This window comes from Streptomyces sp. NPDC059373 (assembly GCF_042751495.1).
GTDB lineage: Bacteria > Actinomycetota > Actinomycetes > Streptomycetales > Streptomycetaceae > Actinacidiphila.
Map to the genome: position 1 here is coordinate 169,574 of NZ_JBHYXC010000008.1, position 21,520 is coordinate 191,093.

A 21,520-nucleotide genomic window follows, 5' to 3' on the forward strand; every position below is an offset into this window, starting at 1 on the left:
GCGGGCCTGAGAAAAGAGAGGGTGTGCGGTGCTGGATCCGCAAGGGCTGTACGAGTTCGTACCCGGAGGGGCCGAGGCTGTCGACGCGGCCTTCGGGGACGCCGGACCCGTGCTGCTGTACCACCTGGACGGCTACATCGACGCCGGTGAGACCGGCTCCCAGATCGTCGAGCAGCTGCTCGACCGCCAGGAGCACGAGATCGTCGCCCGCTTCGACGCCGACCGGCTGGTCGACTACCGCGCCCGCCGCCCCCTGATGACCTTCGAGCGCGACCACTGGTCCTCGTACGAGGACCCCGACATCACGCTCTACCTGGTGCAGGACAGCACCGGCGCGCCCTTCCTGCTGCTCGCCGGCCATGAGCCGGACGTGGAGTGGGAGCGCTTCGCCGCCGGGGTCCGCCAGATCGTCGAGCGGCTGGGCGTCCGGCTCGCCATCAACTTCCACGGCATCCCCATGGGCGTCCCCCACACCCGTCCCGTCGGCCTCACCCCGCACGGCAACCGGCTCGACCTCGTCCCCGGGCACCGCTCCTGGTTCGACGAGGCGCAGGTCCCGGGCAGCGCCGAATCGCTGATCGAGCTCCGCCTCGCCGAGTCCGGGCGCGACGTCCTCGGCGTCGCCGCGCACGTCCCGCACTACCTGGCGCGTTCGGCCTACCCCGACTCGGCCCTGGCCGTGCTGGAGGCGCTGACCGCCGCCACTGGCCTGGTGCTTCCGGAGGTCTCGCACGCGCTGCGTACCGAGGCCCACACGGTGCGGCTGGAAATCGACCGTCAGGTCGAGGAGGGCGACGCCGAACTCGTCTCCGTCGTCCGGGGCCTGGAGAACCAGTACGACGCTCTCGCCGGTTCCACGAGCCGCGAGAACCTGATCGCCGAGCCGGTGGATCTGCCCTCCGCCGATGATCTCGCGGCCGAGTTCGAGCGCTTCCTCGCCGACCGCGAGGACGACGGCGCATGACCCGAGCCGGTCTGACCGGAGGCATCGGCTCCGGCAAGAGCACGGTCTCCGCGCTGCTCTCCTCGTACGGTGCCGTCATCATCGACGCCGACCGCATCGCCAGGGAGGTCGTCGAGCCCGGCACGGCGGGCCTCGCGGCCGTCGTCGCCGAGTTCGGCCCTGAGATCCTCCTCCCCGACGGCACCTTGGACCGCCCCGCGCTCGGCTCCATCGTCTTCGCCGACCCCGACCGCCTCCGCGCCCTCAACGCCATCGTCCACCCCCTCGTCCGCGACCGCTCCGCCCACCTCGAAGCCGCCGCGGGCCCGGACGCCCTCGTCATCCAGGACGTGCCCCTCCTCGCCGAAAACGGCCTCGCCCCGCTCTACGACTCCGTCGTCGTCGTCGACGCCTCCCCCGAGACCCAGCTCGACCGCCTCGTCCGCCTCCGCGGCATGTCCGAAGACGAAGCCCGCGCCCGCATGGCCGCCCAGGCCTCCCGCCCGGACCGCCTCGCCATCGCCGACTTCGTCATCGACAACGACGGCCCCCTCGACGCGCTCGAACCCCAGGTCCGCAAGGTCTGGGAGGCCCTGCGCGGCTGAATCCAGCCGTCCGGCGTTTGAGGACAAGGGGGTCCAGGGGGCTTGCCCCCTGGTTTCGGGAAGGGGCGGGGTGGGGGAGAACCACTCTCCAGCAGACCACTGGGAATGGGGATGGCAGGGCATATGTTGGGGTAGTTCTCACCTCCGGGAAGGAGATGGCCGTGCCCGAACACTCACCCGAGACGCATGTCATCGACTACCGCGCCGCCGAGCAGCTGCTGGCTGCCCGCGACCCCCGCGGAGCGGTGAAACTGCTGGACTCGGTGATCGCGGCGCACCCGGAGAACACGGCGGCGCGGCTGTTGCGGGCCCGGGCGTTCTTCCTGGCGGCGCAGCTGCGCCCGGCGGAGCTGGAGTTCCAGGTGGTGCTGGAACGGGAGCCGGACAACGCTTTCGCGCACTTCGCCCTGGGCCGGACCCTGGAGCGGGCCGGCCGCTCGGACGAGGCGCTGCGGCACTTCCGGCTGGCGGCGGCGCTGGACCCGCAGCCGGACTACATTCAGGCGGCGCGCTTCCGGATGCCGGACTGATCGACGAGGCCCGCAAGGGCCCGTACCAGCCGGTCAACACCCGCCGCCACGTCCCGGCGGATCTCGATCATCAGCGCGGACACCTCCCGCACGGCGCCGTAGTGCCGCAGCGGTACGTACGCCCCCGAGAACGGCGAGTCGAGCCCGACCGCGCCACAGCCCGCGAAAGCCTCCCGCGCGGCGTCGAGCAGCCAGCCCGGGGTGTGGAAGGCGTCGGTGCCCAGGCAGACCGCCGGCCGGGGCCCGTCGGCGTGCAGCTCGTACGGGAGCGGGGCGGCGGGGTAGGAGTGGACGTCGATGACGACCGCCCGCCCCACCGCGTCGAGGCGGTCCTGGACGCAGTCCGTCATCGCGGCGGCGTACGGCCTGAAGTAGGCGTCGAGCAGGGCCTGTTCCGCCGCCGGGTCGTCCTCGCGCAGCCGTAGTCCGTCGGAGGTGCGGGTGTAGACCGCGCCCATGCCGACCGCGCGCATCTCCTCGCGTTCGTCGGGGAACCGCTCGGGGTCGATCACCAGCCGGGACAGTTCATTGGCGAACCGCCAGGGCGGGACGGCCGCTTGGGCGGCGGCCCGCTCGGCGATGACCGCGGTGTGGGCGTCGGTCATGTGGTCGAGCTCGGCCGTGAGCGCGTCGTCGTCCAGCAGAATGCCGGTCCGAACAGCGGGCGGAATCGCGCGTGAGCCGTGCGGAACATGGAGGATCACGGGTGAGCCGGGCGAGCCGGCCGTGATCGTGTATGGCGTGTCGTCCACTGTTATGCGTCCTCGTCCCCCGGTAGCGTGGCGCCGCCATCGTACGGGTGTCAGGAGAGGGGCCGGCATGCTCATGGGGCGGATTCGCAAGGCGTGCGTTGTCGGGGCAGGCGTGATCGCACTGGCGGTGGTGCCCTCGGCGGCGCTGGCGACGCCGGGCAGCGGGGTGAGCGCGACGATCCTGGCCCAGGGCACGTCCGCGGAAGGCCTGAAGATCAAGACGACGGGCCGGACGGATGTCGTGGTCCGTACGATCACCATTCAGCCCGGCGGCACCACCGGCTGGCACTACCACCTGGGCAAACTGATCGCCGTCGTCCAGTCCGGGACGCTGACGCGCACCATGGCCGACTGCTCCGTCGAGACCGCGACCGCCGGGCAGTCCTTCGTGGAGGCGGATGGTGCGAGCCATGTCCACGTCGGCCGCAACCTCGGCACCGTGCCGGTCGTCCTGTACGTCACGTACATCCTCCCGGAGGGCGCGCCGCTGTCGGTGGACGCCCCGGACCCGGGCTGCGGTGTCTGAACCCACGAACCGTCAGAACAGCGGCTCGGGCAGCACACCTTCCAGCGCCAGCAGCCGTCGCTTGGTCTCCAGCCCGCCCCCGAAGCCGCCGATGCCACCGCTGCTCTCGACGACCCGGTGGCAGGGCACCACGACGGGCAGCGGGTTGGCACCCATGGCGACACCGACCGCCCGCGCGGCGCCCGGCTCGTGGACGCGGTTGGCGAGGTCCTGGTACCCGACGACCGAGCCGTACGGCACACCGGTGGCGAGCTCGCGCTGCACCCGGCGGTTGAAGCCGGTGGTGAGGGACCAGTCCAGGTCGAGGGTGAACTCCCGCAGCGAGCCCGCGAAGTACGCCTCGACCTGGCGTATCGCCTCGGCGAGGTGGGCCCGGGCCGGGGCCTGCGAGGTCACGCTCAGGCGGCGGCCGAGGCGGTCGAGAGCGGCGGCCGCCGTGGCCTCGTCGGCGTGGAAGACGACCTGGACCAGACCCTGCTCCGAGGCGGCGAGCATGAGCGGCCCGATCGGTGTGTCCAGCACCGTCCAGGCCACGACGGGCGAGTCAGTCTCCAAGTACGTCATACCGGAAGCCTATGCGGGGGCACTGACAACGCGGCCCCCGTCGCGCCACCCGCCCGGGTGGTGATTCTCGACAGGTCTGTCACAGCCGGTAGTTGAGGGGCCACGGTGGGGGACGGTTGCCGGCATGACGCGAATCGACTACACCCCCGCCCTGCGCAGACTCGCCCGCGAGCAGGACCGGGTGGTCACCGTGGCGCAGCTGGCGGCGATCGGGGTCCCGCAGGCCTTCGTACGGGAGCGGGTGCGGCCCGGTGGGCGGTGGCAGCGGCCGCTGCCGCGGGTGGTGGTGCTGCACGCGGGGGTGCTGAGCGTCGCCCAGCGCTGCCGGGCGGCGCTGGGCTTCGCGGGGCATCCGGAGGCGGAGGCGCTGGTGACGGGCACCGCGGGCCTCGCGCTGCACCGGATCGAGGCGGCGCCGCTGCCGTCCGGGGTGCCGGTGGTCGACGTGCTGGTGCCGGACGGGCGCAGGATCAGGACGCACACCTGGGTGCGGGTGCACCACGCGCGCCGGCTGCCGTCCGCCGTGACCGTCGACGGGGTGCCGGTGGCGCCCCTGGTACGGGCGGCCGCCGACGGCGTACGGGAGTCGTGCGATCCGGAGTGGGCCGGGGACGTGCTGCGGGAGCTGGTGACCTTCGCCGGGGTGCGGCCGGACGTGCTGGCCGCCGAGCTGGGCGATGCGGCGCTGGCCCGCAAGCCGGCCGTCGGCAGGCTTCTCGCCGAGCTGGACACCGGGATCAGGTCGGCCGTCGGTCTGGCCCGCACGCTGGTCATACGGACCGGCCTGCGCCAGCCGCTGTGGCGGCCGCAGCTGCGGCTCGACGGCTCCTTCCTGGCCTCGCCCGACGCCTACTGGGCGCGGGACGGTGTCGCCCTGGACCTCGGCCCGGCGGCCGGTCCCGGGCGCGGCCGGCTGGAGAGGCTGGGGCTGCGGGTGGTACGGATCGCGCCGGCCGCCCTGGCCCGGCATCCGGGCGAGGTCGCGGCGGCGGTGCGGGCGGCACTGGCCGCAGGCCCGTACGGCCCGCTGGAGCGGATCACCGTGCTGCCGGGGAGCCCGGGAACGTGAGGTAGGTCACGGGAGGGTGACGGAGCGATGAACTTCAGCGGAGTAACTGAAACGTTCTTGGGCGAGCCCTAGCGTTTGCCCCTTGAAGGGCGAGATGCCACATCGAGGGCGGGGGCGCTGCGCGATGTACGGAACGATCGACGACTTCACGTATGGATGGGTCACTCCGGTGGCGGCGTATCTCATGGCCTGCTTAGGCAGCGCCCTCGGGCTGCGTTGCACCGTAAGGGCGTTGACGATGGAGCGCTCCCGGCGGGCCGGCTGGCTCGCGCTGGGGGCGACCGCCATCGGCTCGGGGATATGGACCATGCACTTCATCGCGATGATGGGCTTCACCGTCCGGGAGGCGAGGGTCAACTACGACACGTACGTCACCCTCGCCAGCCTCCTGGTGGCGGTCCTCGTCGTCGGCATCGGCGTCTTCATCGTCGGATACCGGGGCCGCACCGTCTCCGCCCTGCTCGCCGGGGGCGTCATCACGGGACTCGGCGTCGCGGCCATGCACTACCTCGGCATGGCGGGCATGCGCCTGCACGGCGACCTGCGGTACGACCCGACCACCGTGGCCGCGTCCGTCGGCATCGCCGTCCTGGCCGCCACCGCCGCGCTCTGGTGCGCGGTCTCGGTCAAGCGTGCGTACGCGGGCCTGGGCGCGAGCCTGATCATGGGCGTCGCGGTGAGCGCCATGCATTACACCGGGATGAGCGCGCTGACCGTGGAACTCCACGCGCACGGCGCGGCCGGCGCGGTGGGCGGCTCGGCGCCGGCGGCGGTGCTGGCGCCGCTGCTGATCGGCCCGGTGGTCTTCCTCTTCCTGGCCGGGGTCGTGATAGCCCTCGACCCGCCTGGTGCCGCTGAGGCCACGCAGGCCGCGGATAGCGACGAGGGGCTCAGTGAGACGTTTCGGCCGCGCTCGCGAGCGCGTTGGTGAAGTCCAGCGACGAGGTGTCACGGCCCGCGGACCACATGGACAGCCGGCCGAGGTGTTTGTCCGCCGCGAAGGCGGCCAGCTGCCTGGCGTCGGAGACCGTGAAGTTCTCGGCGGCGATGTCGTTGACGCCGATCATCGGTGTCACGGCGAGGGTCTGCCACGCGTCGGTGCCGGACAGGCCGAGGATGCTCCGCAGCTGCGTGTGGGCGGCGGTGGCTGCCTTGACGGCGTAGTCGCCCATGTCGCCGGTGTAGGCGGATCCGTAGTCCATCGCCATGATGTTGACGCTCCCGATGTCCACGCCGCCGCTCTCGGCGTTCGTCAGGAACGAGGCGGCGTCGCCGGTGAGGCCCTCCTCCGGCATGGCGGGCAGGGTGAAGGAGACCTCCAGGGGGTGGCCCTTGGCCGTCGCCGCCTTCTGGAGTTGGCGGATCGCCTTGGCCCGGCGGGAGTTGGCGGCGGTGTCCTTCAGGGCGGTGCCCTCGATGTCGAAGTCGACCCGGGTGAGGTCGTAGCGGTCGATGACCTCGGTGTAGGCGTCGGCCAGCGCGCTGACGCTGTCGCATTTCAGGGCCAGTTCGCTGCCGTCGGCACCGCCGAACGACACGGTGACGTCGCCGCCGGCCGAGCGCAGTTTCGCGATCCGGGTGGCCAGTTCGGAGTTGGCGAGGGCGTCGGTGCCGTCCCAGCGGGGGGTGCAGCCGTCGCCGGAGACGACGAAGCCGAGGGTGAAGTCGTCGACGCCGGTCTTGTCGGCGGTCGCGGCCATGTCGTAGACCGAGGAGGCCGCCACGGCGACGTACGGGGCGAAGGTGACCTGCTGCGCGGCGCCGGGCGAGCCGTTCGGCGACGTACGCGAAGTGCCGTTCCATACCAGCAGAGCGGCGCCCGCCAGTACGACGACGACGGCGATTCCGCCGATCAGCTTTTTCATACCGGAGACCCTACCAACCTACTCCGTGAGGATCCCTCAGAATAACTCGAAAATTCCTCATTAAAAACCTCATGAAAGAATTTGAGAATTTACCGTCGGATTATGCTGCTAGCATTCCGTCCATGAATTCCAAGTCGGGGCGAGCGGGTGCTCGTAGGCGGCAGAACGCCGAAGAGGGGCCGGTGTTCGTCGATGCGTCGGGCCGCCGGGCCCGGATTATCCGGCGGGCCGGAGTGATCACCGGAATCGGCTGCATCGGTTATGCGGCGGTGCTGGGCGTGGCCTTCGCGGGCGGCACTCCTTTCGCGCCGGACACCCTCATTCCCGGGACGTCCGCCAAGTCCGAGGCGAAAGCGGAAAAGGTGAAGAATTCCGCGTCGGCGACGGCGACTTCGCCGGCGTCCGCCACCAGGACCGCCCCGGCGCGCAGGTCCACGCCGGCCTCGTCGGCGACGTCGTCGGCGAGCACGGTGCAGGCGGCCGACGTCTCGGCGTCGGCCTCGGGCAGCGCCTCCGCCTCGGCCACCCCGAAGGCGAGTTCGTCCTCGGCGAAGTCCTCGGCGAGCGCGAGCACTTCGGCCTCGGCCACGCCCACGCCCTCGGCGTCCGCCTCGGCCTCGGCCACCGCCACCCCGAGCCCCTCGGCGACCTCCCGCGGCAGCGGCAGCCAGGGCGGCAGCGGCGGCTCCGGGGGCCGTGGCGGCAACAGCGGCAACGCCTGGAGCGGCTGACCCGCGATGTCGACGACGAGGAACCCCAGCAGAAGACACGGCGCACCCGGAGCGATCACCAGGGTGGCTTCGGCCGGCCGGCACGCCGTACCCAGACCGAGGGTGGTCATGGCCCTGCTGAGCCTGGGCGTGCTGGTGTGCGTCATGCTCCTTGACGGCTATCTGCACTCCGAGATCGGCAACGACGCCCGGGTGCACGAGTCCGGCAGCTCCAGCAAGGTCCCGGACAAGGTCATCAACGGCGGCCCGCTGCTGAGTTTCGACGCCAAGGGCAGGCCCACCAGCCACTCCATACCGAAGAAGACCATCGCCCTCACCTTCGACGACGGGCCCAGCGCGCAGTGGACCGCCAAGGTCCTGAAGGTGCTGCGCGACAACGACGTGCCCGCCACCTTCTTCGTCGTGGGACAGATGGCGGCCCGCTACCCCGCCCTGATCCGCGACATCGTCGCCTCCGGCAGCGAGATCGGCGTCCACACCTTCTCCCACGTGGACCTGTCGTACCAGAGCCAGGCCAGGATCGACCGCGAGCTGTCGCAGACCCAGCTCGCCCTGTCCGGCGCGGCCGGCATCACGACCTCGCTCTTCCGCGCCCCGTACTCCTCCGAGACGGACGCGATCGACAACGTCAACTGGCCCGTCTACCAGTACGTCGGCTCCAAGGGCTACATCAGCGCCTTCGTCGACACCGACAGCGAGGACTGGACGAAGCCCGGCGTCGCCAAGATCATCAGCAACGCCACCCCCAAGAACGGCAAGGGCGCCGCCGTCCTCTTCCACGACGCGGGCGGCGACCGCTCGCAGACCGTCCAGGCCCTGGGCACGTACATCAAGAAGATGAAGGCGAAGGGCTACACCTTCACCACCCTCACCGAGAGCCTCGGCGTCAAGACCACCAACCAGAAGGCCACCGGCAGTCAGCTCTGGGAGGGCCGGGCCTTCGTCTGGTCCGTCGCCCTGGCCGAATGGGTCATGCCGGGTCTGGCCTGGCTCCTGCTGGTCGTCGGCGTCGCGGTCATGGGCCGTTTCGCGATGATGGTGTTCCTCGCCCGCCGGCACCACAGGATCCGCAACAGGGGGAGCTTCTCGTGGGGGGACACGGTCACCGAACCGGTCAGCGTCATCGTGCCCGCCTACAACGAGAAGGAGTGCATCGCCAACACGGTGCGCTCGCTCGCCGCCAGCACCCACCCCATCGAGATCATCGTCGTCGACGACGGCTCGACCGACGGCACCGCCGAGATCGTCGAGGCGCTGGGCCTGCCCAACACGCGGGTCGTACGGCAGGAGAACGCGGGCAAGCCCGCCGCCCTCAACAGCGGTGTCGCACACGCCCGTTACGACCTCATCGTCATGATGGACGGCGACACCGTCTTCGAGCCCGACACCGTACGACACCTCGTCCAGCCCTTCGCCGACCCGAGCGTCGGCGCGGTGGCCGGCAACGCCAAGGTCGGCAACCGCAACACGGTCATCGGCGCCTGGCAGCACATCGAGTACGTCATGGGCTTCAGCCTCGACCGGCGCATGTACGACCTGCTCGACTGCATGCCCACCATCCCCGGCGCCGTCGGCGGCTTCCGCCGCGAGGCGCTGCTGCAGGCCGGCGGGATGAGCGAGGACACCCTCGCCGAGGACACCGACGTCACCATCGCCCTGCACCGGGCCGGCCGGCGGGTCGTCTACCAGGAGCACGCCCGCGCCTGGACCGAGGCCCCCGGCTCGCTCGGCCAGCTGTGGCGGCAGCGCTACCGCTGGAGCTACGGCACCATGCAGGCCCTGTGGAAGCACCGCCGGTCGCTGGTCGACCGCGGCCCCTCGGGGCGCTTCGGCCGGATCGGCATGCCGCTCGTCGTGATCTTCCAGATCATCACACCGGCCTTCGCGCCGCTCATCGACCTCTTCACGCTCTACGGCGTCATCTTCGTCGACCCGGTGAAGTCGCTGCTCGCCTGGGCAGCCGTCCTGGTGCTCCAACTGGTGTGCGCGGCCTACGCGTTCCGCCTCGACCGCGAGAAGTACCGCTACCTGCTGATGATGCCGCTCCAACAGATCGTCTACCGCCAGATGATGTACCTCGTCCTCATCCACTCCTGCGTCACCGCGCTCACCGGCGGCCGGCTGCGCTGGCAGAAACTCAAGCGCACCGGTGAGGTCGGCACCCCGCGGGGCACGCCGCAGGCCCCGGCAGGAGCTGCCCGGTGACCGCCACCACGGAGACCCTGCGGCCGCCGCGGTCCGGCGGGCACCGGCGGACGCGTGACGCGGCCGCCCCCGCGGGCGGTGGACGTGACCGGTACCTCGACGTGCTGCGGATGCTCGCCATGGTCCGCGTGGTCACCTATCACACCTTCGGGTGGGCCTGGCTCAGCCTGGCCTTTCCCTCGATGGGTGTGATGTTCGCCCTCGCCGGCTCGCTGATGGCCAACTCCCTGGACCGCCCGGCGCTGTCGGTGGTCCGCGGGCGGCTGCGCAGGCTGCTGCCGCCGATGTGGCTCTTCGGCCTGGTCGTCGTGCTGGCGATGATGATCCACGGCTGGGCCCCGAACGAGCACCACATCGGCCGCTGGTGGGCCCGGATGCTGCTCTGGGTCGTCCCCGTCGGCGATCCGCCGGGTTCGGCGTGGGCCGAGCAGGCCACGGACATCCTCTGGTACCTGCGGACGTACCTGTGGTTCGTCCTGCTGTCGCCGCTGCTGCTGCGGGCCTTCCGGGTCTCCCGGGTCGCGGTCCTCTGCGCGTCGCTGCTGCCCATCGTGATCATGACGACGGTATGGACCCCGCCCGACGGCGAGCTGGGCACCGTACTGCTCGACCTCGCCACCTTCGTGGCCTGCTGGCTGCTCGGCTTCGCCCACCGCGACGGCCTGATCGACCGCGTGCCGGCCGCCCTCGTCCTGCTCCTCGCCGCCGCCACGATGGGCGTCGGCGGCTGGTGGGCCTTCGCCCACCCCTCCGACGGCACCTACGACCTCAACGAGATCCCGCTCGCCCAGGCCCTGTGGTCGGTCGGCTTCGTCCTGCTGCTACTGCGCTTCCGGCCCCGCATGGACTGGATCCGGCGCTGCCGGCCGCTCGACCGTACCGTGACGATCTTCAACTCCCGGGCCGTCACGATCTACCTGTGGCACGAGATCGCCCTCATCCTCAGCGTCCCGCTGATCGACGCCATGTGGCAGGTCCGCGCCTTCGAGCTGTCCCTGCCCCTGGACAGCATGTGGTTCCAGTTCGGGGTCGCCTGGGTGCTGATCGCCGTCGCGGTCCTCCTGGTGGGCTGGGTCGAGGACGTCGCCGCGAAGAAGCCGCCCCGCCTCCTTCCCTAGGGCCGTGAGCCATCGGTCCCCGGGCCGTTGGTGCCTTCTCCGGCCCGTTGTCAGTGGGTGGCCGTACGGTGGATGGCATGCGGCCCGTATCAGACATCGAACGCAGTGTGGCGCCCTTCGAGGTCGTCAGCCCCTTCAAGCCCAGCGGTGACCAGCCCACAGCCATCGACGACCTGGAGCGGCGCATCCGCGCCGGAGAGAAGGACGTCGTCCTGCTGGGCGCGACCGGCACGGGCAAGTCGGCGACCACGGCGTGGATGATCGAGCGGCTGCAGCGGCCGACGCTGGTCATGGCCCCCAACAAGACCCTCGCCGCCCAGCTCGCCAACGAGTTCCGCGAGCTCCTGCCGAACAACGCGGTCGAGTACTTCGTCTCGTACTACGACTACTACCAGCCGGAAGCCTACGTCCCGCAGACGGACACCTACATCGAGAAGGACTCCTCCATCAACGAGGAGGTCGAGCGGCTCCGCCACTCCAGCACGAACTCCCTCCTCACCCGCCGCGATGTGATCGTCGTGGCGTCCGTCTCCTGCATCTACGGTCTCGGTACGCCGCAGGAGTACATCGACCGCATGGTGCGGCTCAAGGTCGGGGACGTGATCGACCGCGACCAGCTCCTCCGTAAGTTCGTGGAGATCCAGTACGCCCGCAATGACGTGGCCTTCAGCCGCGGCACCTTCCGGGTGCGGGGCGACACCATCGAGATCTTCCCGGTCTACGAGGAGCTCGCCGTCCGCATCGAGATGTTCGGCGACGAGATCGAGGCGCTGTCCACCCTCCACCCCCTCACCGGCGAGGTCATCACCGACGACGAGCAGATGTACGTCTTTCCGGCCACTCACTACGTGGCGGGCCCGGAGCGTATGGAGCGCGCCATCGCCGGGATCGAGAAGGAGCTCGAGGGCCAGCTCGCGGTCCTGGAGAAGCAGGGCAAGCTCCTGGAGGCCCAGCGGCTGCGCATGCGCACCACGTACGACATCGAGATGATGCGGCAGATCGGCACCTGCTCCGGTATCGAGAACTACTCGCGGCACATCGACGGCCGCGAGGCCGGCTCGGCGCCGGACACCCTCATCGACTACTTCCCGGAGGACTTCCTCCTGGTCATCGACGAGTCGCACGTCACCGTGCCCCAGATCGGCGCGATGTACGAGGGCGACGCCTCCCGCAAGCGCACCCTGGTCGACCACGGCTTCCGGCTGCCGTCCGCGCTAGACAACCGGCCGCTGAAGTGGGAGGAGTTCCTGGGGCGGGTCGGCCAGACCGTCTACCTGTCGGCCACCCCGGGCCCGTACGAGCTGTCGCGCGGTGACGGCGTCGTCGAGCAGATCATCCGCCCGACCGGCCTGATCGACCCCGAGGTCATCGTCAAGCCCACCGAGGGCCAGATCGACGACCTGGTGCACGAGATCCGCGTGCGGGCCGAGAAGAACGAGCGGGTCCTGGTCACCACCCTCACCAAGAAGATGGCCGAGGACCTCACCGACTACATGCTCGAACTGGGCGTCCAGGTGCGGTATCTGCACAGCGACATCGACACCCTGCGCCGGGTCGAGCTGCTGCGGGAGCTGCGGGCCGGCGAGTACGACGTGCTGGTCGGCATCAACCTGCTCCGCGAGGGACTCGACCTGCCCGAGGTGTCACTGGTGGCGATCCTGGACGCCGACAAGGAGGGCTTCCTGCGCTCCGGCACCTCGCTGATCCAGACCATCGGCCGCGCCGCGCGAAACGTGTCGGGCCAGGTGCACATGTACGCCGACAAGATCACCCCCTCGATGGCCAAGGCCATCGACGAGACCAACCGGCGGCGTGAGAAGCAGGTCGCGTACAACACCGAGCGGGGCATCGACCCGCAGCCGCTGCGGAAGAAGATCGCCGGGATCCTGGACTCCTTCGCGCGCGAGGACGCCGACACCGAGGAGCTGCTGGGCAGCGGCCGGCAGCGTTCGCGCGGCAAGGCGCCGGTGCCCGGTCTGTCCGGCAAGGCGGGCGGCAAGCGCGGCGCCAGGACCCTGCCGGCCGAGGAACTGGCCGACCTCATCGGAGAGCTGACCGACCAGATGCACGCCGCGGCGTCCGAGCTGCAGTTCGAGGTGGCCGCGAGGCTGCGGGACGAGCTGGGCGACCTGAAGAAGGAGCTGCGCCAGATGAGGGAGGCAGGGATGGCGTGAGGGCCCGGTGTTGACCACATGATGCCCTGAACCACGGGGCCGTCTTTTCGCGTCTACCCATAGGGTGCGGGACAGGACAACCGCGCAGTGCAGACGGTGAGAGGGGACAGGGCGTGACGGTCAACATGGCCAAGGGCCAGCAGATCAGCCTGCAGAAGTCCGACGGGGGGACGCTGACGGCGGTGCGGATGGGCCTGGGCTGGCAGGCCGCGCCGCGCCGCGGGCTGTTCGGGTCGCGCACCCGGGAGGTCGACCTCGACGCGTCGGCCGTGCTCTTCGCCGACAAGCAGCCGGTCGACGTGGTCTTCTTCCGCCACCTGACCAGCGACGACGGCTCGGTCAAGCACACCGGCGACAACCTGGTCGGCGGCGCCGGCCAGGGCGGCGACGACGAGTCGATCCTGGTCGACCTGGCACGGGTGCCCGTGCACGTCGACCAGATCGTCTTCACGGTCAACTCCTTCACCGGGCAGACCTTCGCGGAGGTGCAGAACGCGTTCTGCCGCCTGGTCGACGAGACCAACGGCCAGGAGCTGGCCCGCTACACCCTCACCGGCGGCGGCGCGTACACCGCGCAGATCATGGCGAAGGTGCAACGCGCGGGCGCCGGCTGGTCGATGACCGCGATCGGCACCCCGACCAACGGCCGCACCTTCCAGGACCTGATGCCCGCCATCCTGCCGTCGCTCTAGGGGCAGCCATGACCGCCGAGCTGGTCCGGGGACAGAACGCTCCGCTGCCGCAGACCCGGCTGGAGATCACGGTGTCGGCCGACGGCCCCCTGCTGGCCGGCAGCACGGCAGGGGAGTCGGGGGAGGAGCTGCGGCTCTCCCCGCTGCCCGCCGCCGCCCACCGCTTCCCCGTGGAGCTGGACGCGGTGCCCAAGGCCGTCGGGTCCGTGAGCGTGGTCCTTGCGCTGCCCCCGGGCGCCCGCTTCGGAGGGCAGCCGGCCCCGTACGTGGCCATCGCGGACGGCGGCACCGAGCTGGCGAGCTTCACCATCACCGGGCTCGGCGAGGAGTCCGCTCTGGTCGCCCTCGAGCTCTACCGCAGGCAGGGCGCCTGGAAGGTCCGCGCCGTCGGCCAGGGCTACGCGGGCGGCCTGCCCGAGCTGCTGCGGGACCTGGGGCTGAAGCAGCCCAAGCCGGCGCCGGCGGCAGACCCGGCACCGGAGCCGGTCGCCCCGGTGGACTACCGGCACCCGAGCCGTCGCCAACAAGCCGCCGCCACGCCGGACATGCCGCCGCAGCCCGTCGCCGGCGACGCCACCGGCTGGACCATGGAGGAGCGGCTCTACAACCAGGTCCGGGGCATGTTCGAGGACCTGGCCCGCACCATCGCCGCCTACCGCAGCGCCGCCGACTTCGCCGAGGTCCGGCTCGAGCAGGAACTGGACCGCGCCCTGTCCGACCCCCGCACCCGCGTCGGGCCCGCCGCCGACGCCGCCCGCGACCAGGCCATGGCCCGGCAGGCCGACCTGGTCGACCAGGCCCGCGCCGTCCTCGACCGCGACCTCGCGCAGCTCGCCGCCGAGGCCGAGGTGGTCGAGCCCGCCCTGCCGCCCGCCTACGCCGGCTGGGACAGCCCCGTCTGGCACGGCTACGCGGTGCCCGCCGAGCCGCCGATGGCGGTCCGCGTGGGCGACCTCCACCTGCCGGAGGACCCGACGCTGCGCATCCCCATGCTCGTACGGCTGCCGCTGGAGCGCGGCCTGTGGGTCGACAGTGCCCAGGACCGCCCCCGCGCCCTGGAGGTCGCCATGGCGCTCGCCGCCCGCCTCCTGGCCGCGCACCCCGTCGGCGCCTACGCCCTCCAGGTCATCGACCCCTCCGGCTCGGCCTCGACCGCCCTCGCCCCGCTCGCCGACTCCGGCGCCCTGCGCGAGCCGCCCGCCACGGGCGCCGCCGGGGTGACCGCGCTGCTCGCCCGCATGACCGAGCGCGTCGACCTGGTCCAGATGGCGCTGCGGGCCGGCGCCCCCGACTCGCTCCCGCCCGACCTGGACCGGGCCGAGCAGCTGATCATCGTCAACGACTTCCCGTACGGCTTCGACGACCGCGCCGTCAACCAGCTGCGCTACCTCGCCGACGAGGGCCCCTCCGTCGGTGTCCACCTGCTCCTGGTCGCCGACCGCGAGGACGCCCGCGAGTTCGGCCCGGTCCTCGACCCGCTCTGGCGCGCCCTGCTGCGCCTCACCCCGCTGCCCGAGGACCACCTCTCCGATCCCTGGGTCGGCCACTCCTGGACCTACGAGCCACTGCTCCCGCCGGCCGGCAGCCAGGTGGTGCCGCTGGTGCTGCGGCAGCTCGCGACCGCCCGGCAGGCATTTGGCAGCTGACGGCCAGCAGATGGCAGCCTGACCTGCGGACTTGACCTTTACTTTGCTGTTCCTTGGTGATTCCTGTACCGTTCTTTACTCGTAGAGAACGCGGAGGAATGCGTGGACGTCTCCTTGACCCTCTGGGCCGTGACCATCGCTGGTCTGTGTGCCCTCATCGCCATCGACTTCCTCATCGGACGCAAGCCGCACGACGTCTCCGTCAAGGAAGCGGGCATCTGGACCGTCGTCTGGATCGCCCTGGCCGGCCTCTTCGGCCTCAGCCTGCTGCTGTACGGGGGCGGGCAGCCGGCCGGTGAGTTCTTCGCCGGTTTCATCACCGAGAAGTCGCTGAGCGTCGACAACCTCTTCGTCTTCGTGCTGATCATGGGCAAGTTCGCCGTCCCGTCCCGGTACCAGCAGCGGGTCCTGCTCGTCGGCGTACTCATAGCGCTCCTGCTGCGCGCGGTCTTCATCGCCGCCGGCGCCGCGATCATCTCGAGCTTCGCCTGGGTCTTCTACATCTTCGGCGCCTTCCTGATCTACACCGCCTGGAAGCTGATCAAGGAAGCCCGGGCCGACGAGGAGGACGAGGAGTACGAGGAGAACAAGCTCCTCAAGGCCGCCGAACGCCGCCTCGGGGTCGCCGACCGCTACCACGGGACCAAGCTCTTCATCCGGGAGAACGGCAAGCGGATCATGACGCCGATGCTGGTCGTGATGCTCGCCATCGGCACGACCGACGTGCTGTTCGCCCTGGACTCCATCCCCGCGATCTTCGGCCTCACCCAGGACCCGTACATCGTCTTCACCGCCAACGCCTTCGCCCTGATGGGCCTGCGCCAGCTGTACTTCCTCATCGGCGGGCTGCTGAAGAAGCTGGTCCACCTCTCCTACGGGCTGTCCGTCATCCTCGGCTTCATCGGCGTGAAGCTGGTGCTCCACGCCCTGCACGAGTCGGGCGTCCACGTCCCGGAGATCGGTATCCCCTTCTCGCTGGGCGTCATCGTGCTCGTCCTGGCCGTCACGACGGTGACCAGCCTGCGGGCATCGAAGAAGAAGGCCCTCGTGGAGGTCTGAGCCGCTCCACCGGTTGCCAGGACGCCCCCGCAGGTGTGACCTGATGACAGGGCACGGCCCAGCGAGAGGAGCCCGGTCATGACCACACAGACCGCACCCACACCGGCCACCGCACCCACCAGGCACCGTCGGAGCAACCGCTCGTCCTGGGGGACCCCCGTCGCCCTCGGCGTGGTCTTCGGTGGCTACGCGGCCTGGATCTCCAACAACAACGGCGGCTCCACCACCCGGACCACGCTCATCGCGGTGGTGGGCATGGTCGCCCTCGCCCTCGTCTGCTACCTCGCCGGCCGCGTCGGCCCCGCCCTCGCCCGCGAACTCCGCGCGGCGCTCTACGGGGCTGTCTTCGGCTGCGCCATGGGCTACCTGCTCAGCCTCAGCGGCTACTCCCTGCTCAAGGCGTCACTGGTCGGCCTCGCCTTGGGCGCATCCCTGACCGCCGTCAGCTTCTACTGGTTCTACGAGCACGAGGCGTAGGGCCTCACCAGCCGCGCTCCACCCACTCCCGCAGGTGCGGGCGCTCCGCGCCGAGCGTCGTGTCGTTGCCGTGCCCGGGGTAGACCCAGGTCTCGTCCGGGAGAACGTCGAAGAGCTTGGCCTTGACGTCGCGGAAGAGCGAGGCGAAGCGCTCCGCGTCGCCCTGGGTGTTGCCCACGCCGCCCGGGAAGAGGCAGTCGCCGGTGAAGACGTGCGGGTGGCCGTGCGGGTCGTCGTAGACCAGGACGATGGAGCCCGGGGTGTGTCCGACGATGTGCCGGGCGGTGAGCTCGACGCGGCCGACCCGGATGACGTCGCCGTCGTCCACGAGTACGTCGGTGGGGACGGGGATGCCGTCGGCGTCGTAGCGTCCGGCGTACGTACGGGCGCCGGTGGCGTCGACCACGGCCTGGAGGGCCTGCCAGTGATCGCCGTGCTGGTGGGTGGTGACGACCGAGGTGAGGCCGTCGGCGCCGATCACCTCGAGCAGGGTCTCCGGCTCGTTTGCCGCGTCGACGAGCAGCTGCTCGTCGGTCTCCCGGCAGCGCAGCACGTACGCGTTGTTGTTCATGGGGCCGACCGCGGCCTTGGTGATGATGAGGTCCTTGAGTTCGTGCACGTCGGGCGTGCCGCCCACCTCGACCTCTCCCGTGTATGCCATGGCGGTCAGCCTAGTGGCGGCAGTACGGGCAGGGGCAGTTCGGGCAGGCTGGTGAGCCCTTCGCCCTTGCTGCGGCCGGTGACCCAGGCGAGCAGGGCGGTGCGGGGGCCGCTGACGGTGAGGTCGGGCTCGTTGGCGGCGCCGATGGTCCACTTCTCGCCGCTGTCGGTGTCGTGGATGCGTACGGCGGCGATCCCCTCGTGGCCGGAGAGGCCGTCGATGACGCCGGCCAGCTCGCGGACCGCGAAGTCCTCGGGGAGGTCGGCGCAGGTGTAGCCGATACCGAGGTCCACGTGATGCAGCTGGACCTCGATCAGCCGGCGGTAGGGGATCTCGGCGGCGGCGATGACCCTTCCGGAGCGCATCGCGACCTGGGCGCCCCAGGCCTGCGGCGGGGTCTCCTCGATCGCGTACGCGAGCCGGTCGGCGGAGATCCGCAGCTCGTCGAGGTGCTCGGACAACGGCCGTGCCGCGCTGTCCTCGATCTCCTTGTCGCGTGCCTCCGTGGTGGCGTACTGCGGGGTCTCCTCGCCGGTGCGGGCCCAGGTGAGCAGATTCACCAGGGAGTCCGCGTTGCGGGCGACGTGGGCGAGGACATGGCCGCGGGTCCAGCCCGGCAGCAGCGAGGGCTCGGCGACGGCGGTGGGGGTCAGCGCCGAGGCCGCGTCGATCAGCCGTGCGGTGGCCTCTCGTACGGCGGCCGCATCGCGCTCGGGGTCGGGTCGTTGGACAGACACGGGGGCCTCCCAGGTCGGACGTGATCGACGCCTCGTACACGACGCTATCGCGCCGCACTCGATCGGGTGAAGACGGCGGACACCGCCCGCAAATCGAATGTACGTGCTATAGCCTTGGTGTGACTCAGCCGGAAGCAGAAACCGGAAGAAACCGCAATGGCACCCCGTTACGCTGTCTGGGGGTGCTCCCCTGTCCTGTCCTATGAAAGGTGCGCACTGGCGTGGCCGATCGACTCACCGTCCGTGGCGCTCGCGAGCACAACCTGAAGAACGTCTCGCTCGACCTCCCACGGGACTCCCTCATCGTCTTCACCGGGCTGTCCGGGTCGGGCAAGTCGTCCCTCGCGTTCGACACGATCTTCGCCGAGGGGCAGCGCCGGTACGTGGAGTCGCTCTCCTCGTACGCCCGGCAGTTCCTCGGGCAGATGGACAAGCCCGACGTCGACTTCATCGAGGGTCTGTCGCCGGCCGTCTCGATCGACCAGAAGTCGACCTCGCGCAACCCGCGCTCGACCGTCGGCACCATCACCGAGGTCTACGACTACCTCCGCCTGCTCTTCGCCCGTATCGGCAAGCCGCACTGCCCCGAGTGCGGCCGCCCGATCACCCGGCAGTCGCCGCAGGCGATCGTGGACCGGGTGCTGGAGCTGGAGGAGGGCAGCCGCTTCCAGGTGCTGTCCCCGCTGGTGCGTGAGCGCAAGGGGGAGTTCGTCGACCTCTTCGCCGACCTGCAGACCAAGGGCTACAGCCGGGCCCGGGTGGACGGGGCCACGGTCCAGCTGACCGACCCGCCCAAGCTGAAGAAGCAGGAGAAGCACACCATCGAGGTGGTCATCGACCGCCTCACGGTGAAGGACAGCGCCAAGCGGCGTCTCACCGACTCCGTCGAGACCGCGCTGGGCCTGTCCGGCGGCATGGTCATCCTGGACTTCGTCGACCTGCCCGAGGACGACCCGCAGCGCGAGCGGATGTTCTCCGAGCACCTCTACTGCCCGTACGACGATCTGTCCTTCGAGGAACTGGAGCCGCGCTCCTTCTCCTTCAACTCGCCCTTCGGCGCCTGCCCGGAGTGCACCGGCATCGGCACCCGCATGGAGGTCGACCCGGAGCTGATCATCCCCGACGAGGACAAGTCCCTCGACGAGGGCGCCATCGCCCCCTGGTCACTGGGCCACACCCGGGACTACTTCCAGCGCCTCGTCGGCGCCCTCGCCGACGAGCTGGGCTTCCGCACCGACATCCCCTGGGCCGGGCTGCCGCAGCGCGCCAAGAAGGCCCTGCTCCAGGGCCACCGGACCCAGATCCAGGTGCGTTACAAGAACCGGTACGGACGCGAGCGCTCGTACACCACGTCCTTCGAGGGTGCGGTGCCCTTCGTCAAGCGGCGGCACTCGGAGTCGGAGTCCGACGCCAGCCGTGAGCGCTTCGAGGGCTATATGCGCGAGGTGCCGTGCCCGGCGTGTCAGGGCACCCGGCTCAAGCCGATCGTGCTCGCGGTCACTGTGCAGGAGAAGTCGATCGCCGATGTCGCGGCGATGTCGATCAGCGACTGCGCGGAGTTCCTGCGCGGCATGAAGCTCAGTGACCGCGAGAAGACCATCGCCGAGCGGGTCCTCAAGGAGGTCAATGAGCGGCTGAAGTTCCTGGTCGACGTCGGCCTGGACTACCTCTCGCTCAACCGCGCCTCCGGCACCCTCTCCGGCGGCGAGGCGCAGCGCATCCGGCTCGCCACGCAGATCGGCTCCGGGCTGGTGGGCGTGCTCTACGTGCTCGACGAGCCGTCGATCGGCCTGCACCAGCGGGACAACCACCGGCTCATCGAGACCCTCGTCCGGCTCCGCGACCTCGGCAACACGCTGATCGTCGTCGAGCACGACGAGGACACCATCAAGGTCGCCGACTGGGTCGTCGACATCGGCCCCGGCGCAGGCGAGCACGGCGGCAAGGTCGTGCACAGCGGCTCCCTGAAGGACCTGCTCCGCAACAAGGAGTCGCTGACCGGTCAGTATCTGTCCGGCAAGCGCCAGATCCCGACCCCGGACATCCGGCGGCCCATCGACCGCGCGCGCCGGCTGACCGTCCACGGCGCCCGTGAGCACAATCTGCAGGACATCGACGTGTCCTTCCCGCTGGGCGTCTTCACCGCCGTCACCGGTGTCTCCGGCTCCGGCAAGTCCACGCTGGTCAACGACATCCTCTACACCCACCTGGCCCGCGAGCTGAACGGCGCCCGCAGCGTCCCCGGCCGCCACACCCGGGTGGACGGCGACGACCTGGTCGACAAGGTCGTCCACGTCGACCAGTCGCCCATCGGCCGTACGCCGCGCTCCAACCCGGCGACGTACACCGGCGTCTTCGACCACGTACGCAGGCTCTTCGCGGAGACCATGGAGGCGAAGGTCCGCGGCTACCTGCCGGGGCGTTTCTCCTTCAACGTCAAGGGCGGCCGCTGCGAGAACTGCTCGGGCGACGGCACGATCAAGATCGAGATGAACTTCCTGCCGGATGTGTACGTGCCGTGCGAGGTCTGCCACGGCGCCCGCTACAACCGGGAGACCCTGGAGGTCCACTACAAGGGCAAGTCCATCGCCGAGGTCCTGGACATGCCGATCGAGGAGGGTCTGGAGTTCTTCGAGGCCGTCCCGACCATCGCTCGCCACCTGCGGACGCTGAACGAGGTGGGGCTGGGATACGTCCGGCTGGGCCAGTCGGCGCCGACGCTGTCGGGTGGTGAGGCGCAGCGCGTGAAGCTGGCGTCCGAGCTGCAGAAGCGATCCACCGGGCGCACCGTCTACGTCCTGGACGAGCCGACCACCGGTCTGCACTTCGAGGACATCAGCAAGCTGATCAAGGTGCTGTCCGGGCTGGTCGACAAGGGCAACACGGTGATCGTCATCGAGCACAACCTCGACGTCGTCAAGACCGCCGACTGGGTGGTCGACATGGGTCCCGAGGGCGGCAGCGGCGGCGGCCTCGTGGTCGCCGAGGGCACTCCCGAGCAGATCGCGGGGGTGGGCGCCAGCCACACCGGCAAGTTCCTGCGAGACATCCTGGGCGCGGACCGCGTCTCGGACGCCCCGCCGCTGCCTGCCGCGCGCAAGAAGCCGGCCCCGCGCAAGCGGGCGGCGGCGGCCTCCAAGGCCTGAGATCCGGCTCAGAGGAGATT

General features: G+C 70.5%; 20 protein-coding genes. 14 read left to right on the forward strand and 6 right to left on the reverse strand.

Going from position 1 to position 21,520, the window contains the following annotated elements; genetic code table 11:
* The first annotated feature begins 28 nt into the window (after positions 1 to 28).
* From ACFXJ5_RS15500 to ACFXJ5_RS15510, 3 genes are all read left to right on the forward strand, one after another.
* On the forward strand, positions 29 to 964 hold the full coding sequence (locus ACFXJ5_RS15500) for a PAC2 family protein (protein WP_384630885.1): 936 nt from the start codon (positions 29 to 31) through the stop codon (positions 962 to 964).
* The gene (gene coaE / locus ACFXJ5_RS15505) at positions 961 to 1,548 is read left to right on the forward strand and encodes a dephospho-CoA kinase (RefSeq protein ID WP_384630886.1); all 588 of its coding nucleotides are present in this window, start codon (positions 961 to 963) and stop codon (positions 1,546 to 1,548) included. Before ACFXJ5_RS15500 ends, coaE begins: the two co-directional genes overlap by 4 nt.
* Before the next feature lie 161 nt (positions 1,549 to 1,709).
* Positions 1,710 to 2,078: a tetratricopeptide repeat protein gene (locus ACFXJ5_RS15510; RefSeq protein WP_384630887.1), complete on the forward strand. Its 369-nt coding sequence runs from the start codon at positions 1,710 to 1,712 to the stop codon at positions 2,076 to 2,078.
* Here ACFXJ5_RS15510 and ACFXJ5_RS15515 read toward each other — a convergent pair.
* Complete coding sequence (locus ACFXJ5_RS15515; protein ID WP_384630921.1) at positions 2,048 to 2,836, reverse strand: N-formylglutamate amidohydrolase; 789 nt, start codon at positions 2,834 to 2,836, stop codon at positions 2,048 to 2,050. The genes ACFXJ5_RS15510 and ACFXJ5_RS15515 overlap by 31 nt on opposite strands.
* Positions 2,837 to 2,897: 61 nt before the next feature.
* Here ACFXJ5_RS15515 and ACFXJ5_RS15520 point away from each other — a divergent pair, with 61 nt between their 5' ends.
* The gene (locus ACFXJ5_RS15520; protein ID WP_384630888.1) at positions 2,898 to 3,356 is read left to right on the forward strand and encodes a cupin domain-containing protein; all 459 of its coding nucleotides are present in this window, start codon (positions 2,898 to 2,900) and stop codon (positions 3,354 to 3,356) included.
* 12 nt (positions 3,357 to 3,368) lie between these two features.
* Here ACFXJ5_RS15520 and ACFXJ5_RS15525 read toward each other — a convergent pair whose 3' ends face one another.
* The gene (locus ACFXJ5_RS15525; protein WP_384630889.1) at positions 3,369 to 3,920 is read right to left on the reverse strand and encodes a methylated-DNA--[protein]-cysteine S-methyltransferase; all 552 of its coding nucleotides are present in this window, start codon (positions 3,918 to 3,920) and stop codon (positions 3,369 to 3,371) included.
* Between the two features lie 124 nt (positions 3,921 to 4,044).
* Between ACFXJ5_RS15525 and ACFXJ5_RS15530 the strand changes: the two genes are divergently transcribed.
* Together ACFXJ5_RS15530 and ACFXJ5_RS15535 are read left to right on the forward strand one after the other, a co-directional pair.
* Positions 4,045 to 4,989, forward strand: a complete 945-nt coding sequence (locus ACFXJ5_RS15530; protein ID WP_384630890.1) for a hypothetical protein — start codon at positions 4,045 to 4,047, stop codon at positions 4,987 to 4,989.
* A gap of 124 nt (positions 4,990 to 5,113) precedes the next feature.
* Entirely contained in the window at positions 5,114 to 5,920 is an 807-nt protein-coding gene (locus ACFXJ5_RS15535) for an MHYT domain-containing protein (RefSeq protein ID WP_384630891.1), read from the forward strand.
* Here ACFXJ5_RS15535 and ACFXJ5_RS15540 read toward each other — a convergent pair.
* Together ACFXJ5_RS15540 and ACFXJ5_RS15545 are read right to left on the reverse strand one after the other, a co-directional pair.
* Positions 5,880 to 6,854 carry a chitinase gene (locus ACFXJ5_RS15540; RefSeq protein ID WP_384630892.1) on the reverse strand — a complete coding sequence of 325 codons (975 nt, stop codon included), beginning with the start codon at positions 6,852 to 6,854 and terminating at the stop codon, positions 5,880 to 5,882. The genes ACFXJ5_RS15535 and ACFXJ5_RS15540 overlap by 41 nt on opposite strands.
* A gap of 259 nt (positions 6,855 to 7,113) precedes the next feature.
* Positions 7,114 to 7,695 carry a hypothetical protein gene (locus tag ACFXJ5_RS15545; RefSeq protein ID WP_384630922.1) on the reverse strand — a complete coding sequence of 194 codons (582 nt, stop codon included), beginning with the start codon at positions 7,693 to 7,695 and terminating at the stop codon, positions 7,114 to 7,116.
* Between ACFXJ5_RS15545 and ACFXJ5_RS15550 the strand changes: the two genes are divergently transcribed.
* From ACFXJ5_RS15550 to ACFXJ5_RS15580, 7 genes are all read left to right on the forward strand, one after another.
* Positions 7,592 to 9,790, forward strand: a complete 2,199-nt coding sequence (locus tag ACFXJ5_RS15550) for a bifunctional polysaccharide deacetylase/glycosyltransferase family 2 protein (protein WP_384630893.1) — start codon at positions 7,592 to 7,594, stop codon at positions 9,788 to 9,790. The two genes, ACFXJ5_RS15545 and ACFXJ5_RS15550, sit on opposite strands and share 104 nt — an antisense overlap.
* Positions 9,787 to 10,908, forward strand: coding sequence for an acyltransferase (locus tag ACFXJ5_RS15555; RefSeq protein WP_384630894.1), 1,122 nt, complete (start codon positions 9,787 to 9,789; stop codon positions 10,906 to 10,908). Before ACFXJ5_RS15550 ends, ACFXJ5_RS15555 begins: the two co-directional genes overlap by 4 nt.
* 77 nt (positions 10,909 to 10,985) lie before the next feature.
* Positions 10,986 to 13,082, forward strand: coding sequence for an excinuclease ABC subunit UvrB (gene uvrB, locus ACFXJ5_RS15560; RefSeq protein WP_384630895.1), 2,097 nt, complete (start codon positions 10,986 to 10,988; stop codon positions 13,080 to 13,082).
* 113 nt (positions 13,083 to 13,195) lie between these two features.
* A complete protein-coding gene (locus ACFXJ5_RS15565) occupies positions 13,196 to 13,774 on the forward strand; it encodes a TerD family protein (protein ID WP_384630896.1) in 579 nt (192 codons plus the stop codon).
* A gap of 8 nt (positions 13,775 to 13,782) precedes the next feature.
* Entirely contained in the window at positions 13,783 to 15,420 is a 1,638-nt protein-coding gene (locus ACFXJ5_RS15570) for a TerD family protein (RefSeq protein WP_384630897.1), read from the forward strand.
* Positions 15,421 to 15,522: 102 nt separating this feature from the next.
* Positions 15,523 to 16,479, forward strand: a complete 957-nt coding sequence (locus ACFXJ5_RS15575; protein ID WP_384630898.1) for a TerC family protein — start codon at positions 15,523 to 15,525, stop codon at positions 16,477 to 16,479.
* Between the two features lie 78 nt (positions 16,480 to 16,557).
* Positions 16,558 to 16,956: a hypothetical protein gene (locus ACFXJ5_RS15580; RefSeq protein ID WP_384630899.1), complete on the forward strand. Its 399-nt coding sequence runs from the start codon at positions 16,558 to 16,560 to the stop codon at positions 16,954 to 16,956.
* A 4-nt stretch (positions 16,957 to 16,960) separates the two neighbouring features.
* Here the strand turns inward: ACFXJ5_RS15580 and ACFXJ5_RS15585 are convergent, their stop codons facing one another.
* Positions 16,961 to 17,617: an MBL fold metallo-hydrolase gene (locus tag ACFXJ5_RS15585; protein ID WP_384630900.1), complete on the reverse strand. Its 657-nt coding sequence runs from the start codon at positions 17,615 to 17,617 to the stop codon at positions 16,961 to 16,963.
* Positions 17,618 to 17,622: 5 nt separating this feature from the next.
* Complete coding sequence (locus ACFXJ5_RS15590) at positions 17,623 to 18,354, reverse strand: maleylpyruvate isomerase family mycothiol-dependent enzyme (RefSeq protein ID WP_384630901.1); 732 nt, start codon at positions 18,352 to 18,354, stop codon at positions 17,623 to 17,625.
* A gap of 209 nt (positions 18,355 to 18,563) precedes the next feature.
* On the opposite strand from ACFXJ5_RS15590, the gene uvrA reads away from it, so the two are divergent.
* A complete protein-coding gene (gene uvrA / locus ACFXJ5_RS15595; protein ID WP_384630902.1) occupies positions 18,564 to 21,500 on the forward strand; it encodes an excinuclease ABC subunit UvrA in 2,937 nt (978 codons plus the stop codon).
* Positions 21,501 to 21,520: the final 20 nt, after the last annotated feature.